General features: G+C 69.2%; 18 protein-coding genes and 1 riboswitch. Of the genes, 10 read left to right on the forward strand and 8 right to left on the reverse strand.

Annotated features, from left to right (window positions below):
- The 6 genes from VGS97_RS10080 to VGS97_RS10105 all read left to right on the forward strand — a co-directional run.
- Positions 1-748 (forward strand): hypothetical protein (locus VGS97_RS10080; RefSeq protein ID WP_326853065.1); only part of this gene is annotated, 748 nt, incomplete at its 5' end.
- A 5-nt stretch (positions 749-753) separates the two neighbouring features.
- Positions 754-1,209, forward strand: coding sequence for a hypothetical protein (locus tag VGS97_RS10085; protein ID WP_326853066.1), 456 nt, complete (start codon positions 754-756; stop codon positions 1,207-1,209).
- On the forward strand, positions 1,206-1,643 hold the full coding sequence (locus VGS97_RS10090; protein ID WP_326853067.1) for a hypothetical protein: 438 nt from the start codon (positions 1,206-1,208) through the stop codon (positions 1,641-1,643). The genes VGS97_RS10085 and VGS97_RS10090 overlap by 4 nt, the downstream gene beginning before the upstream one ends.
- Positions 1,640-1,945, forward strand: coding sequence for a hypothetical protein (locus tag VGS97_RS10095; RefSeq protein ID WP_326853068.1), 306 nt, complete (start codon positions 1,640-1,642; stop codon positions 1,943-1,945). The genes VGS97_RS10090 and VGS97_RS10095 overlap by 4 nt, the downstream gene beginning before the upstream one ends.
- A complete protein-coding gene (locus tag VGS97_RS10100) occupies positions 1,935-2,774 on the forward strand; it encodes a hypothetical protein (RefSeq protein ID WP_326853069.1) in 840 nt (279 codons plus the stop codon). The genes VGS97_RS10095 and VGS97_RS10100 overlap by 11 nt, the downstream gene beginning before the upstream one ends.
- A 34-nt stretch (positions 2,775-2,808) precedes the next feature.
- Entirely contained in the window at positions 2,809-4,293 is a 1,485-nt protein-coding gene (locus VGS97_RS10105) for a tyrosine-type recombinase/integrase (protein ID WP_326853070.1), read from the forward strand.
- A 586-nt stretch (positions 4,294-4,879) separates the two neighbouring features.
- Here the strand turns inward: VGS97_RS10105 and glyA are convergent.
- Entirely contained in the window at positions 4,880-6,181 is a 1,302-nt protein-coding gene (gene glyA / locus VGS97_RS10110) for a serine hydroxymethyltransferase (RefSeq protein WP_326853071.1), read from the reverse strand.
- 38 nt (positions 6,182-6,219) lie between these two features.
- Positions 6,220-6,368: riboswitch (ZMP/ZTP riboswitch) on the reverse strand.
- Between the two features lie 8 nt (positions 6,369-6,376).
- Positions 6,377-7,645, reverse strand: a complete 1,269-nt coding sequence (locus VGS97_RS10115; protein ID WP_349262075.1) for a class I SAM-dependent RNA methyltransferase — start codon at positions 7,643-7,645, stop codon at positions 6,377-6,379.
- Between the two features lie 275 nt (positions 7,646-7,920).
- Here VGS97_RS10115 and VGS97_RS10120 point away from each other — a divergent pair, with 275 nt between their 5' ends.
- Positions 7,921-8,580, forward strand: a complete 660-nt coding sequence (locus tag VGS97_RS10120) for a TrkA family potassium uptake protein (protein WP_349262074.1) — start codon at positions 7,921-7,923, stop codon at positions 8,578-8,580.
- Entirely contained in the window at positions 8,580-9,245 is a 666-nt protein-coding gene (locus VGS97_RS10125; RefSeq protein ID WP_326853073.1) for a TrkA family potassium uptake protein, read from the forward strand. Before VGS97_RS10120 ends, VGS97_RS10125 begins: the two co-directional genes overlap by 1 nt.
- 145 nt (positions 9,246-9,390) lie before the next feature.
- Here the strand turns inward: VGS97_RS10125 and VGS97_RS10130 are convergent, their stop codons facing one another.
- The 4 genes from VGS97_RS10130 to VGS97_RS10145 form a co-directional block, all read right to left on the reverse strand.
- A complete protein-coding gene (locus VGS97_RS10130) occupies positions 9,391-10,164 on the reverse strand; it encodes a DUF3159 domain-containing protein (protein ID WP_326853074.1) in 774 nt (257 codons plus the stop codon).
- A gap of 216 nt (positions 10,165-10,380) precedes the next feature.
- Positions 10,381-11,130, reverse strand: coding sequence for a DUF3710 domain-containing protein (locus VGS97_RS10135; RefSeq protein WP_326853075.1), 750 nt, complete (start codon positions 11,128-11,130; stop codon positions 10,381-10,383).
- Positions 11,131-11,203: 73 nt separating this feature from the next.
- The gene (gene dut / locus VGS97_RS10140) at positions 11,204-11,716 is read right to left on the reverse strand and encodes a dUTP diphosphatase (RefSeq protein WP_326853076.1); all 513 of its coding nucleotides are present in this window, start codon (positions 11,714-11,716) and stop codon (positions 11,204-11,206) included.
- The gene (locus VGS97_RS10145; RefSeq protein WP_349262076.1) at positions 11,716-12,288 is read right to left on the reverse strand and encodes a PaaI family thioesterase; all 573 of its coding nucleotides are present in this window, start codon (positions 12,286-12,288) and stop codon (positions 11,716-11,718) included. Before VGS97_RS10145 ends, dut begins: the two co-directional genes overlap by 1 nt.
- Positions 12,289-12,434: 146 nt before the next feature.
- Here VGS97_RS10145 and VGS97_RS10150 point away from each other — a divergent pair, with 146 nt between their 5' ends.
- Positions 12,435-12,974, forward strand: coding sequence for a DUF3093 domain-containing protein (locus VGS97_RS10150; RefSeq protein ID WP_326853078.1), 540 nt, complete (start codon positions 12,435-12,437; stop codon positions 12,972-12,974).
- Positions 12,975-13,054: 80 nt separating this feature from the next.
- On the opposite strand, the gene VGS97_RS10155 is transcribed toward VGS97_RS10150, so the two are convergent.
- The gene (locus VGS97_RS10155) at positions 13,055-13,348 is read right to left on the reverse strand and encodes a DUF4193 domain-containing protein (RefSeq protein ID WP_326853079.1); all 294 of its coding nucleotides are present in this window, start codon (positions 13,346-13,348) and stop codon (positions 13,055-13,057) included.
- A gap of 209 nt (positions 13,349-13,557) precedes the next feature.
- Here VGS97_RS10155 and VGS97_RS10160 point away from each other — a divergent pair, with 209 nt between their 5' ends.
- Complete coding sequence (locus VGS97_RS10160; protein WP_326853080.1) at positions 13,558-14,076, forward strand: gamma carbonic anhydrase family protein; 519 nt, start codon at positions 13,558-13,560, stop codon at positions 14,074-14,076.
- A gap of 68 nt (positions 14,077-14,144) precedes the next feature.
- On the opposite strand, the gene VGS97_RS10165 is transcribed toward VGS97_RS10160, so the two are convergent.
- Positions 14,145-15,488 (reverse strand): ATP-binding protein, encoded by a 1,344-nt coding sequence (locus tag VGS97_RS10165; protein ID WP_326853081.1) that lies wholly within the window; start codon positions 15,486-15,488, stop codon positions 14,145-14,147.
- Positions 15,489-15,491 lie beyond the last annotated feature (3 nt).

Below are 15,491 nucleotides of genomic sequence, written 5' to 3' on the forward strand. Positions count from 1 at the left end.
TATCCCCAGCTGGGAGAAGTGGAACGGCGTCGACAAGGACGCAGCCAAGCGTGAGGAGAAGCGCCGGAAGGACGCTGCCGAGCGCAAGCGCAGGCAGCGGGAGCGCGAGAAGCTGGCCGCTGAGAAGGCGGCTAAGCAGGCTGCCGACCCAGACTGGATCGACGAAGACACCTCGGATGATGAGCCGTCCCCTGTCACGCCGAATGTCACGCGTGACGTCACGCGTGACGGTCACGCTGTCACAGAGCTAGAGAAAGAGAGAGAGATAGAGAAAGAACCCTCCCTTCGGGAGGGTGTGCAGCCGCCGCTTCTCGGGGTGGTCGAGCCTGCGACGGCTTCGCCGCCGCGCCGCGCCATGGGTGAGCCGAAGGACGAGCAGCCCAACCCACACGCCTCGGCCGACCGGATCGCGAAGGACTGGTACGAGCGCAACAAGACCACCTCGGCACAGTCCTTCGTCGCCGTCCGGTCCATCATCCGGCCGCTCGTGCAGCGCGGCATCGACCCGGAACTCCTCGCCGCCGCCATGGACGCCGTCGCGCGCGAGGGGCGGCCGATCTCCCAAGGCACCCTCACCGTCGCCATGAACCGGCTCACACGGCCACAGGCGGCATCGCAAGACCCGTACGGCAACGTCACCCCGATCCACCAGTCCCCCGCCACACGCGCCGCCTCGGCGGCCATGGAGCGCGCCCGCAGGTACGCCGAGGAAGACGGCCTGACCCTCGCTGAAGCACTGGAGGCATAAGCCCGATGACCCGCTCCCAGGTCGCCGCCCTGCTTGGGCTCATGGCGACCTTCGACTACCGCAAGACCGACCAGACCGACGACGAAGCCTGGCTGAACGTCGTCGGCGACCTCGACTTCGACGACGCCAAGGCCGCGGTCTTCGAGCACTACAAGACCAGCGACGAGCGCATGAAGCCCGTGGACGTCCGGCGCGGTGTCTCCGCACTCCGCGAGCAGCGCGCACGGTGCAACGGCGCACCCGTGGGTGCCGGTGGCACCGTCGAGATCCCCGACGCGGATCCGGACGACTGGCGCGGATACATCGCTGCGCTACGCGCTGGCCGACTGCGCTCCGGTGACCGCCTCGAGCCCCGCCCGATCGGCGCGCTGCTCGCCGGCCGCCCGTTCCAAAGCGTCGCGCCGGTCACGCAGATCGAGCTGGCTCGCGAGCGTCGTGCACTGCCCGGCGGTGAGCGGTGAACCCGCTATCCGAGTCGATGCGCATGGTCGCTGCCTTCGAGGAGTCGCAGCGCCAGTTGATCGAGCAGACGGAGTCCAGTCCAGTCACGCGTGACGTGATCGCCCAGGCGCTCGAAGCGATGTGGCGCGGCCCGGTGCTGCCGTTCTCCTACTTCCGCAGGCCCGGTGCGCGCATGTACCGCGCACCGCTGCGTGAACCGCTCGTCTGCTCGTGGCTGGACCGTAAGCGCCAGGCAACCGCGTGGCAGGAAGCGGGCCGCTCAGCGTGGATCGAATCCGTCCGGGCCAAGCTCCAATCCGCCGTGTACGCGACCGACCAGGGCTGGTCGTGGACGTGGGACGCGCCAGGCGTCTACGTGCGCCCGGACCTACCGGAGGGGTTGCAGGTCCGGTACCTCGACGCGCCGCCCTACCTGCCGGAGGCGAGCCGGTGAGCGCCGCAGACCAGCCGATCGACATGCGCTCGCTGCGCGAAGCCATCAAACGCCAACTCGCCGCCCTGCCCTGGATGACCCGTGGCCACGGCCTCCGCCTCGACAACGAGCACGACCTGACCACAGCGGCCGGGGTCCTGCGCAAGGCCATCGCACCGCAACTCGCGCAGCAGAAGGAAGACCGGGCCACGATCCTGCGTGTCCGCCACCTGCTGCGCCAGTACCAGGGCTTGGACGCGATCCCCCGCCGAAAGCTCGAAGCCGCCATCTACGGAGACGAGGACTATCTCAATGCCCGCTGACACTGTCACCGCCAAGGAAGACCCGGAGCTCCGGCCGCACCCGCGCGTCACCGCCTTCCAGCAGCAAGTCATGGCTGAGGGGGTCAGCTCGCTCAGCTACGCGGCGCGCCGACTGCGGGAGCCGGTCGTCACGACCCGCGCCGCCTACGAGCTCGCGGCCGGGCTCACCCACTTCGCACACCTGCTCGGCGGGCAGATCGCCGCACCGGCTGAGGACCAGCGCGAGCGGGCGAAGTGGTGCGTCGCGACTGCGTCCGCGCATACGGGTCTCGCGTTCTGCGCGGAGATGGTGCCGGATCAGCCGCTCGAGACATCGCACTTCACGGCCATTCGCACTTCGGTCTCGGTGCTCGCGGCCGACGTGGAGGCGTACGCGCACCGGCACCCGTACCGGATGTTCCTGCCGTGGTGGATGGTCGCCGTGTCGGCCGCGACGCGGTACGCGGTGGCCGCACACGACGTGGTCAAACATCAGACCAGCGAAGGCGCGTGCCTCGCGCTCCGCATGGCCAACGTCAACGCGCCCGAACCCGTGCCGGATCTCTCGGACGGCTACCTCGACGTGAACGACCTCGCGGCCCTGTGCTTCACCACCACCGACACGCTCAACGCGTGGCGCGACCTCTCCGGGCCTGGCCTACCGCTCGAAGACGATCCGTTTCCCGCCCACGACCTCACCTCGCCGCGCGGCGTGCTCCTGTGGCACGCCGAACGCGCCCGCGACGTGCGCGCCTGGTGGCTGCGACACGACGAACTTCCGGTAGCCGAGCACCCCATGCGGACGCCCGGCCACCGGATCGGGGATCGGTGGCTCGCCCCGATCCTCTGACCTCCACACCTTCCCGCCAACAGAAGGGACCACAGTGCCCACCTCGTACGACGTGAGCGTCTGGGATCTCCGAGAGAACCCCAGCAAACGCACCGGACCGGACGGCAAGCCGCGCAAGTCCACGTGGACTGTGCGGTGGACAGTCGCCGGCCGCGAGTTCCCCCGCACCTTCAAGACCAAGGGGCTCGCGGACTCGTTCCGTTCCGAGCTGATCGCCGCCGCGAAGCGCGGTGAGGCTTTCGACACGCAGACCGGCCTGCCTGTATCGATGCTGCGCGACGCGAACAGCGTGACGTGGATCGAGCACCTGATCGCGTTCACTGACATGAAGTGGCCGCGCCTTGCCCCGAACTCCCGCTACAGCCTCGCGTACTCGCTCGCCGCGGTGACTCTGCCGCTGCTGCCCGGCAAGCCCGGTCGCAACGGACGGCCGGACGACACGATAACGAGGGTCGCGCTCGTAGGTTGGATCCTCAACCCTGGCGCGCGCCGCTCCGAGGACGGCAAGGCGACCACGCCCCCGGAAGATCGCGCCGACGCCGTGACATGGCTGGAACGCAACAGCCCGCCGGTCACCGCGCTCGCGGACCCATCCGTGACCCGCTCGGTGCTGGACGCGCTGGCGCGCAACATGGACGGCGCGAAGACGGCTGCGACCTCGATCGCCCGGCGGCACCGCGCGTTCCATCAGGCATTGGAGTACGCGGTCGAGCGCGGGCACCTTGGCGCGAACCCGCTCGATCGCGTCAAGTGGTACGCGGAGCCGACTGACGATGTAGTGGACCCCGGCGTGGTGGTCTCGCTGCGGCAGGCACGCACGCTACTCGCCGCCGTGGGCAACCTGGTCAACGCGCGCGGCCCCCGCTCGCAGGGCCCGCGCCTGCGGGCGTTCTTCGCCTTGATGTACTTCGCAGCGCTGCGGCCAGCCGAAGTACAACTCGTTCGCGTGACCGACCTGACCTTGCCCGAGACTGGTTGGGGCAAGGTCGTGCTGTGGGGCTCGAACCCGCAGGCATCTACCGCTTGGATGGATGACGACGAGATCGGTGTGCACCGTCCGCTCAAGCACCGGTCACGCCGGACGCGGCGGGAGGTGCCGCTGTGCCCGGAACTGGTGGCGATCCTGCGCGAGCATCTGAAGCTGTTCCCGGTGGGTACGGATGGCCGGCTGTTCACGTCGCTGCACGGCGGATTGGTGGCCAAGCGGACGTACTGCGCGGTGTGGGCTCAGGCTCGTTCCGACGCTCTGTCCGAGCAGGAGCAGGCGACGATCCTCGCGGGCCGTCCGTACGACCTTCGGCACGCGTGCGTCTCGACGTGGCTCGGTGCTGGCGTGCCGGTGACTCAGGTCGCGGCGTGGGCGGGGCACTCGGTTGAGGTGCTTCTGCGGACGTACGCGAAGGTGGTCGCGGGTCACGAGGAGACGAGCAAGCGGCGGATCGATGAAGCTCTGGCGAGGGATGACGACGACGAGCCGGAGTCGCCTGATGAGGATGGTCAAGAGCCTGACGCGGCGTAGCGAGAAATCACCGCGTATTCACCGTGAAGGGTGATCGAACCTGCGTGAGGACGCGTAACGATGAGACAAGATCGCGAAGTCGAGGGCACCTGCGAACCAGGTACTTGTCACGATCTGCCAGCGGAAACGGCCATGGATCAGGGCCAAAACGCAGAGGGCCGCAGCTCCGAAAAGCCACGGCCCTACTATCCACGTGTCCGCACAGCCGGAGGCTCAATCCGACGTCGTCGCCAGGGCCGTCCTTCGGCTCACGTCCGGTCGCGGGCGTTCCCCGCTCAGGGTTGGGAACGCACGCACCCGGGCGCACCGGCCCCGGCGGACTCCGCACCTAGGCGGAGCACTGATAACGATAGGGTCACAGGGGCATAACCGCCAAGTCCTGCGCGAAATCTGTGGCGCGATCCGGGCGCCCTCACCACGCCGGTCCGATGTTTGCGCAGGTCATCTGTTCAAACCTGGCCGAGGTGAGGCCTAGACCACAGTGCGGGACCTGGGCCGGCCCGAGTGAGTCGGCCCAGGCATCCGACAGGTGAAAACGCAGCGGAGACGCTGTGAATCCGGGTCCCCCGCCCTGAATCAGTCCGAATCAGTCCTGGACGACGTAGCCGGGCATCGGGAAGCCGGTCAGCAGTTCCCTGATCTCTCCGGCGATCCGCGCGAGTTCCCCGGCCGGCTCCGGCTCCACGAGGGCGTCCAGCGAGCCGGCCCGCGCGGCGACCGCGACCGCCTCGTCGATCCACGTCGCGATGTGGACCATCTCCTTGGCGCCCAGGCCGCGGGTGGTGACCGCGGGCGAGCCGAGGCGCAGGCCGGAGGGGTCGAACGGACGGCGCGGGTCGAACGGGACGGTGTTGAAGTTCAGCTCGACCCCGGCCGCGTCCAGCGCCTTGGCGGCGATCTTGCCCGTGACGCCCTTGTTGGTCAGGTCCACCAGCAGCAGGTGGTTGTCCGTGCCGCCGGAGACCAGGTCGAAACCGCGCTCCAGCAGCGCCTCGCCCAGCGCCTGGGCATTGGCCACCACGTTGGCCGCGTAGTCCTTGAACGAGGGCTGCGACGCCTCCTTGAGGGCCACGGCGATGGCGGCGGTGGTGTGGTTGTGCGGGCCGCCCTGAAGGCCCGGGAAGACCGCCTTGTCGATCACCTTGGCGTGCTCGGCGGTGGACAGCAGCATGGCCCCGCGCGGGCCGCGCAGCGTCTTGTGCGTCGTCGTGGAGACCACGTCGGCGTGGCCGACCGGCGTGGGGTGCGCGCCGCCCGCGACCAGGCCCGCGATGTGCGCCATGTCGGCCAGCAGGATCGCGCCGACCTCGCGGGCGATCTCGGCGAAGGCGGCGAACTCGATGGTGCGCGGAATCGCGGTGCCGCCCGCGATGATCATCTTGGGCCGTTCACGCAGCGCGATCTCGCGCACGTCATCCATGTCGACCCGGCCGGTCTCCCGCCGTACGCCATAGTGCACCGGCCGGAACCACTTGCCGGTGATCGAGACCGGTGAACCGTGCGTCAGGTGCCCGCCCATCGGCAGGTCCATCGACAGGATGGTGTCGCCCGGCGTCAGGAAGGCCAGATAGACCGCGAGGTTCGCGGGCGAGCCCGAATAGGGCTGGACGTTGGCGTGATCGGCGCCGAAAAGCGCCTTTGCGCGCTCCGCCGCGATGGTCTCGATCGGGTCGATGACCTGCTGGCCCTCGTAGTAACGCTTCCCGGCGTAGCCCTCGGAGTACTTGTTGGTCAGCACCGTTCCGGTTGCTTCGAGCACGGCGGTGGAGACGTAGTTCTCGGAGGGGATCAGCCGGATCTTCTCGAACTGGCGGCGCGCCTCGGCGTGTACGAGCCCGGCGATCTCCGGGTCTGCTGCGGCGAGGTGCGGAACGGCGGGCTCGTGCATGTCTGCCTCCATCGTTCGCTGTTGTCAGGCGCGGTGGCGGCGAACACCCAGGCGCACGGTGCCCACTCTCATGAGGCGAACCGTTCCCCGGTGGTTATGTCCACCTAGTCGGTCGTCGCACTGTGCCCATCCGATGCACGGGGCTTGTCCAATGCACGGGACCGAAGCGCCAGTCACGGCTCGCCGCCATGGATACTACCCAGCCGCGGGGACGATCGTCGCCACGCATTCGACGTGGTGGGTCATCGGGAACAGGTCGAAGGCCCGCAGGCCGGCCAGCACGTAGCCGTGCTCGGCGAAGTAGGCGACGTCCCGGGCGAGCGCCGCCGGATCGCAGGCCACGTAGGCGATCGCGCGCGGGCGGGCGGCCGCGATCCGCCCGACCACGGCGCGTCCCGCGCCCGAGCGGGGCGGGTCGAGCACGATCACCTCGGCCTCGAAGCCCTCCGGCGCCTGAGCCAGCGCCCGATCCACCCGATCCTCAACCAGCACGACCTGATCGAGGCCGGCCAGGTTGGCGGCGGCGTCCGCCAGCGCCGCGGCCTCGGACTCGACGGCGACCACCTCGCCGTCCTCGCCGACCGCCTCGGCCAGGCCCGCCGCGAACAGCCCGACGCCGCAGTACAGGTCCATCGCGGTCTCGCCGCGCTGTGGTTTCACGGCTTCCATCACGGCCGCGGTCAGCACATCAGCCGCCGCCGGATGCACCTGCCAGAAACCCGAATCGCTGACTTTCCACGTGCGTCCGGCCGCGACTTCGCGCACGTGTCCGCGGCCGTGAATGCGCTGCGTGCCGCCCTTGCCGTCGCCACGCAGCACGGACACCGGAACGTCCACGTCGACGAACGGAACGCGCTGTCCTGCGTGCGGAGTGACGATGACCATACGGTCCGACGATCCAGCCGCCGCGATGACTTCCAGGCCGGCCATGCCCGGCCAGCGTCGCGCTTCAACGCCGAGTTCCTCAACCTCGGGCGCTGCGATGGCGCAGTGGTCCACCGGGACGACCTCGTGCGAGCGGTGCTTACGCAGCCCGACACGACCTTCCCCGTCCACGGCGAACTGAACGCGAGTGCGCCAGCCAAGGCCGTCCGGCGCGCCGGGCAACTCCTCGACGACGACCTTGCGATCGATCTTCGCCAGACGGCTCAGTTGCTCGGTGATCACGGCCGCCTTGAGCTGCCGCTGCGCCTCCGGGGCGGCATGTTGCCAGTCGCAGCCGCCGCATCGGCCCGGCCCGGAGAACGGGCACGGTGCCTTAACGCGGTCGGGTGACGCGTCCATGATCTCGACCGCGTCGGCCCGCAGGAACCGGTCGTTCTCCGCGCCCTCGGTGACTTCGACCATGACGCGCTCGCCCGGCAAGGCGTGGCGGACGAAGATCGCGCGGCCGTCGTGCCGGGCCACACAGAAGCCGCCGTGCGCCACCGCACCGACATTCACCTCGAAGCGCTCCCCCGCCAGACTGCGACCAGCTGGACGCTCGTCATGGTTCGGCCGAGTGGGCGGGGTGGTATGCGAGGTGTGACGAGCTGGCACGGGTGGTCCGATCTACCGCGGGTTACCGCTTTCGAAGCGGCTCGTCCACCAGGGTAGAACGTACGGCGCGTTCCGCCCGACGGCGGTGAACCCCACCCTGGGCCCCGTGGGCGTCAGATGATAGACACAGAGCGGCAAGAAGCCGGCGCGGACCGCCGCCCGGCGGCGGGCGCAGACCGTAGACCGAGGAGATCGGGCAGTTGCATATCGTGATCATGGGCTGCGGCCGCGTGGGTTCCACGCTGGCGCTGAGCATGGAGGACCTGGGCCACTCGGTCGCCGTGGTCGATCAGGACCCGAATGCCTTCCGGCGGCTGGGCACCGGGTTCACCGGCCGCCGGGTGACCGGCACCGGCTTCGACCGCGACACGCTGATCGAGGCGGGGATCGAGGAGGCCGGGGCGTTCGCGGCGGTCTCCAGCGGGGACAACTCCAACATCCTGGCCGCCCGGGTGGCCCGGGAGACCTTCGGAGTGGAGAACGTGGTCGCCCGCATCTACGACCCGCGCCGCGCGGAGATCTACCAGCGCCTCGGCATCCCGACCGTGGCGACGGTGCGCTGGACCGCCGACCAGATGCTGCGGCGCCTGCTGCCCGCCGGGGCCGACGAGCACTGGCGCGACCCCTCCGGCACCGTGCTGCTGGCCGAGGTGCACCTGAGCCCGAACTGGGTCGGCCACCGGGTCTCCCGGCTGGAAGAGGCCGCCGGAGTGCGTATCGCGGCCCTGTCGCGGCTCGGGCACGGCGTCCTGCCCACCGAGGACACCGTGCTCCAGGAAGGCGACCTCGCGCACGTGGCGCTGGTGGCGGACGAGTTGGCCAGGGTCGAGGAGATCTTCGCGAAGGGACCGGAACACTGATGCGCGTCGCCATCGCCGGAGCGGGGAACGTGGGCCGCTCCATCGCCGTCGAGCTGCTGGAGAACGGCCACGAGGTGCTGCTGATCGACAAGGAGCCGCAGCAGATCGCGGTGGACGAGCTGCCGCGCGCCGAGTGGCTGCTCGCCGACGCCTGCGAGATCGCCTCGCTGGACGAGGCGGGCTTGCAGCGCTGCAACGTGGCCATCGCCGCCACCGGGGACGACAAGGTGAACCTGGTGGTCTCGCTGCTGGCCAAGACGGAGTACGGCGTGCCGCGGGTGGTGGCCCGGGTCAACCACCCGAAGAACGAGTGGCTGTTCAACGACGCGTGGGGCGTGGACGTCGCGGTCTCCACCCCGCGGCTGATGTCGGCGCTGGTCGAGGAGGCCGTCTCGGTCGGCGACCTGGTCCGGCTGCTGCGGTTCAGCCAGGGCGACGCGAACCTGGTGGAGCTCACCCTGCCGGCGAACGCCCGGCTGGTTGGCACCGGGATCGGCGAGGTGACATGGCCCGAGGACACCGCGCTGGTCGCAGTGCTGCGCGGCGGCCGGGTGTTGGTGCCGAGCCCGGAGAACCCGCTCGAAGCCGGCGACGAGCTGCTGTTCGTCGCGGCCCCGGACCGCGAGCAGCAACTTGAGGAGCTGCTATCGGTGCAGGCCGAGTAGGCAGCGGGGCGGAACAGGCGAAGAAGAGGTCGACGAGGTCGGCCGACTCTGACGGCTCAGGCCGCCGAGGCCCAACTCATCGACGCTCAGCTCGTCAACATCCAGCTCGTCGACGCTCAGCCCATCGACATCTGGCTCACCGGCATCAACTCGAAGGCGTCGCTGTCTCCTTGGGCAGCGGCGCTTTTCTGATGATCTGCCAGCAGACGAAGGCGACCGCGAGGTAGAGCGGGTAGCCGAGCAGCACCTTCGCCGCCCCGAGCGCGGTGAGCTGGTTGGAGAGGTAGAGAGGCACCTCGATCGCCACGCGCACCGCGAACATCGCGGTGAGCAGCCAGGTGGAGACGGTGAAGGCCTTCAGCCGCTCCGGATGCTGCCGCCAGGCGGTCATCTCGCCGGTGATCGGGCCGATGAGGACGCCGACGATCGGCCAGCGGACCAGGGCGCTGATGCCGAACAGCAGCGCCTCGCCGGAGTTTTGCAGCACCCCGGGCAGATAGAAGTTCCTCGCCTGTCCGGTGAACTTCGCGAACGCCGCGCTCACCGCCACGCCGACCAGGCCGCTGAGCGCGTACTGAAGCTTGTCCTTCTGCGCGAGCCGCACGACGGTGAGCACGGCGGCGACCGCGACGGCCGACCACAGCGAAGCGTTCAGGCTTCTGGTCGCGGTGTAGACGATGAGGAAGACGATGGTCGGCAGCCCGGCCTCGACCAAGCCGCGCTTCCCGCCGAAGGTGGCGACGATCGTCTCCTGGTACGCCGCCGCACGAGCCGCCTCCGCCTCGGCGCTGCCTGCTGCGGCCTCAGTCCCAGGCACGGCGTCGGCGACGGCGTACCGCGGCTCAGGAACCGGGGCCGCGCCGGGCTCGGGCGTGGTGAAAACGGGCGGAGCCGCCTCGGGTGGGGGGAAAGCTGGCATGCCGTGCATGGTAGCCGGAGCTCATACGGCGGCGGTGGATCCGGCCCTGGAAATTGGCCGGATCCATCGCCGCCGCAGGAGTCGACAAACGGTCCGCCGAGGAACTTTCGCGCCACCGAGCTGGCGGCGCGTCGGCAATGTCGAACGTCAGGGCCGTCGAACCCCGATGCTGTCGAAGCTCGGGACCATCGGAGCCATGACTATCGAACCCAGGGACTATCGGACCTCGGTGATCTCCGGGCCGCGCTCGAACGGGTTGAGACTGCCCTTGTACGGCGAGCCCGGGTCCTGCTCGTCGGGCACCGGCTCGGCCGGCTGGGCGTCCTTGGGCATGGTCAGCGGGATGGGGTCACGCGGGGCCATCGCCTCGGTGCCGCGCACCACCACGATCTCCCGGAACACCCGGTCCACCGCCGTGGCGGCTTCGGGCTGCACCGCGCCGAGGCCGTAGACCACTCCCCGCAGGAACCAGCGCGGGCCGTTCGCGCCGACGAAGCGCATGACCTGGATGCCCTGGTTGCCATCGGGCAGCCGGACCGGCACGCGGGCGCGCAACTCCGGGCCGAGCTGCCCGACGCCGCGGTCCACGATGCCGCCCTGCTTGGTGATCTCCACCGCGATCTCGTCGCACACGTCCGACCAGATGCCCTCGGTGCGCGGCGCGGCGAAGGCGTTCACCTGGATCGCGCTCTGCCCGAGCTCGATCCGGATGGCGACCAGCTGCCCCTGCTCGGTCATCTCCACCCGGATGTTTCCGGCGGCCGGGATGAGCAGGCCGCCGAAGTCGATCCGGCCGTCGTGGGGAGAGTCGAGCTCCGCGGCGTCCCACGGCCCGTTCTCCCTGCCGGAACCCGGGTCGGGGGCGCGCCGGGTGCCTTCCTGCGCGTCCGCTAAGACGTCGTCGGCCGACTCGTCGAAGCCGTCCTCCGGCCCCGTGTCCGCGTCGCGCCCTCGCCGTCGGAACATCGTTCTCGTCTCCCCATCACTGATAACCAATGATCGCGGCTGCCCGCGTCCGACTCTGATCGCGGAGCCGCGCCTACCGGCCGGTAGACCCGAATCCGCCCGCGCCGCGCGCCGTCTCCGGCAACTCGGCCACCTCGCGGAAACGGGCGCGCTCGACCCGCTGCACCACGAGTTGGGCGATCCGGTCCCCCCGGTGGAACACCACAGGGGCATTCCGGTCCAGATTGACCACGATCACCTTGACCTCGCCACGGTACCCCGCGTCCACCGTTCCAGGGGAGTTGACCAAGGCCACCCCGTAGCGAGCGGCGAGTCCCGAGCGAGGATGCACGAAGGCCGCATACCCATCCGGGAGTGCGATCGCCACACCGGTGGGCAGAATGACCCGTTCGCCCGGCGCCACCACGGCCTCCACGACCGTGCAGAGGTCGGCTCCCGCGTCACCCGGATGAGCGTAGCTCGGCAGGGGAAGTCCCGGGTCAAGCCGCGTGACCAGGACGTCGACCGTGCCGTCTTGCCCGGCCCCGGCCAAGGTGCCGTCTTGCTCGATCAGACCCGACTGCCCCGTCAGGTCCAGCCGCCCCATCACGGGTTCACCTCGAAGGCGCGCAGCATCTTGTGATCGTCTGGATTGTCAAGCACCGCCTGGACCTCATCGGCCCGGCCGTGTTTGGTGAAGTGCGCGAGCTGCACCTCGACGAACAGCGCGGACGCCCGCGCCACCAACGGACCGTCCGGCGTGTCCAGGTGACCCTCGGCGCGGTGGAAGAGCTTGCGTCCGTGAATGCCCTCACACCAGGCGGACAGGTGTACCGTCCGGCCGACCGGAACCGGCTTGAGGAAGTCGGTCTCCAGTCTTCCGGTGACCGCCGGGACGCGCAGCAGCCAGTGCACCGAGCCCATCACCTCGTCGAAGGCGAGGTTGAGCAGGCCGCCGTGGATCAGCCCCGGGGCTCCCTGGTGCGCCGCCCCGACCTCGAACTCGGCGCGGACCGCGACTCCCTCGGCGGCGAACACCCGCAGATGCAGTCCGTTGGGCTGCTCGTCGCCGCAGGCGAAGCACATCGGGTAGTGCGGTCCGAGTTCCGTGCCCGGCGGCGGAGCCTCGGGATGACGCCGCGGGAGCCGGGCGTTCGCCGGCGGCGTGGTCGGGGTCACGACAGCCGTCCGCGCGTCGCTCGGCGCGGCCGACTGGCTCGCGTCGGGTCTGCTCACGCCGCAGACATTACCCGGCTGTCAAGCCCCGTCCGTATCCGGCAGGGGCGACGCACTGATCGCACGAGTCGTGTGTGACGCTATTGCCTATGGACAGCACACCCACAGACAGCCTCGGAGAGCAAGCCGACGGCCGTGAGCCGGCCGCTCGCGGCACAGGCCAGAGTGCTGGTGGCGAGCACACCGCCGGTTATCGAGAGACGCTGCGCGCTCCCCTGTCGTACTGGCTGATCGCGTTCCTGTTCGGGCTGAGCATCGCAATCATCCTGCTGGTGATGAGCCCGTGGTGGTCGCTGGCCGGCCTGGTCCTGGTCACCGCGCTGGGCGGCTGGGCCGTGGTGGCGTACGGCCGCCCCGTGATCGAGGTGCTGTCGGACGGGACGCTCAAGGCCGGTCCCGCGACGCTGCCCGCGTCCGCGCTCGGGGCCGCGCTCGCGCTCGATGCCGAGCACGCCCGCGCGCTGCGCACCTACGAAGCGGATCCGCGGGCGTTCCTGCTGCTGCGTAGCTACATCCCGACCGCGGTGCGCGTCGAGATCGCCGACCCTGCGGATCCGACTCCCTATCTCTACCTTTCAAGCCGGCGGCCCACTCAACTAGCGGCGGTGGTCAACGCGCTCCCGCGCTGACCACCGCCGTGTGCCGGACGCCCGTCCACGAGGCGCCTGTACTGCTCAGAGGCCGCCGGTACCCTCGGCGGCCTCTCGGCTCAGGCACAGTCCCGGCAGATACTCTGTCCGTTCCGCTCATACGCCAACTGCGACTGGTGATGCACCAGGAAGCACTTGGAGCAGGTGAACTCGTCGGCCTGGCGCGGCAGCACCCGGACGCTGAGCTCCTCGTTGGACAGGTCGGCACCCGGCAGTTCCAGCGACTCGGCGTCGCCTTCGTCCAGGTCCACCACCGCGGCGGTCTTGTCGACGCGGCGGGCCTTCAGTTCCTCCAGCGAGTCCTCGTTGAGCTCGTCGTCGGTCTTGCGTGGAGTGTCGTAGTCGGTGGCCATTTCTCCCTCTCCCCCTTCAGGCGGTTCTCTGGTTCTGGGCACGTAACGTTTCGGGAGCCGGACTTGTGCCCGATCCGAGGCGCAGATTTTGCCTCACTTCAAGGGGTGTTATGCAACCGACACCCACTCACCTCCGCCGAAAGAGTGATCTGGCAGGATGATCCGATCCCCGAAGTCCGTCGGCTACCCGTCATGGAAGGCGTGCCCCCATGCCGATCTACGCGTTGGGCGACTATATTCCCACCCTGCATCCCGAGGCCTACATCCACCCCGAAGCCGTGGTGATCGGCCAGGTCAGCGTAGGTGCGGGCAGTAGCGTGTGGCCCGGAGCCGTATTGCGAGGAGACTATGGAAGCATCACGGTCGGCGAGCGCACTTCGGTTCAGGACGGCACTGTGGTGCACGCGACAGAGGAACTGGCGACTGTAATCGGCTCGGAATGTGTAATTGGTCACATCGCTCATCTCGAGGGCTGTGTAGTCGAAGATTACTGTCTGATCGGGTCCGGTTCGGTGCTTTTGCACAGGGTCACTGTGCGTAGTGGCGCGCTTGTCGGCGCGGGCGCGGTGGTGTCTCCCGGGACCGAGGTCCCGAGCGGTGCGATGGCACTCGGCGTCCCGGCAAAGATCCGCCCGAACACGGTCTCGCCGGGAGCTTTCGACGACGCTGTGGCGCGGTACGTCGCGAACGGAGCGCTGTACGCGAAAGAGCTACGGCGGATCGGCTAGGGCACGCCCCTACAGGCAGCCACGGGACACGTAGGCGAACCCCAAGCGGCTCGGAAGCGGCTCGTCGGTCAGGGCATCGGCCGAGGAACGGGAACCCAGACACGCACGATGAGCCCGCCTTCCGACCGTGGCTGCACAACGATCCGGCCGCTGTGCGCCGAGACGATCGCGCGCACGATGGACAGCCCGAGCCCCGCGCCACGGTCCGCCGGGTCGCGCTGTGCACCGCCGGTCGGCTGAAGCCGCCGGAACGGCTCGAACAGCCCCTCAGCCGCCGTCTCAGGCACGATCGGTCCAGTGTTGGCCACCACGAGCAGACCGTGGCTTCGTTGGTCGTACGTGACGACGTCCACCCATCCGCCCGGCGTGTTGTACCGCAGGCCGTTCTGGATCAGGTTTGTCGCGACGCGTTCGAGCAGCGAGCCGTCGCCGAACGCGAACGCGCGCCCGAAGTCCGTACGCAGCACCACGCTGCGTTCCGACGCCTCGGCCTCGCATTGAGCCGCCGCGCGTGCGGCGACTGCGGAGAGGTCGACCGGAGACGGGTTGACGAGCGCGTTGTCGGCACGGGCCAGCGCGAGCAGACCTTCGATCATCCGCTCGGAGCGTTCGTTCGTCGTCAGCAGCGCTTTGGCGAGTTGCTCGGTCTGCGAAGGCAGGTCTGGATCAGCGAGTGCGACTTCAAGCAGCGTGCGGTTGATTGCGATCGGGGTGCGTAACTCGTGCGAGACGTTGCCTGTGAAGCGCCGCTGGCTCTGGAAGGCGAGGTCGAGGCGGTCGAGCATCTCGTCGAAGGTGTCGGCGAGCTCGCGCAGTTCGTCGCTGGGGCCGTCGAGGGCGATCCGGGTCTGTGCGGCGGCATCCGGTCGGTGCGCGATACGTCGTGCGGCAGCCGTGACGCGGCTCAGCGGCCGCAGAATGCGTCCTGCGACGAGGTAACCCACGCCGAACGCCACGACACTGGTGATTGCGAGCCCGACCAGCGAGGAGATCACGATGCTGCGCAGCGTCTCAGTCCGCTGAAGACGTGCGCACAGGGCGCTCTGCACGCTGGTCAGCTTGATGCCCTCAGCCCGGTCCGCCGCTGTAAGGGTGCACCATGCCGGTAGGTTGGCTCGCGGATGGTTGAGCCGGTAAAGAACCAGGAGGTAGATGACTGTGATCAGCAGGATGCCGGCACCGACGAACATCGAACCGTAGATCAGGGTCAGCTTGGCGCGCACGTTGAGACCACGCCGTGCCGCACGCCTGGCGGGTGGTGGAGCAGCCTCGGTCGCTGCGGTGTAGTGACCCGACGCGGTCAGCGGGATCACCGTGCGAGCGAGCGGATCCTCGACGCGCGCCCTGTTCAGGTTGACGGCGTTCGAAATGTTGCCAGGGTTCGAGATGCTGGCGTCAGGTTCAGTGTTCATATG

This window comes from Actinocrinis sp. (assembly GCF_035946395.1).
In the GTDB taxonomy this organism is placed as follows: domain Bacteria; phylum Actinomycetota; class Actinomycetes; order Streptomycetales; family Catenulisporaceae; genus Actinocrinis.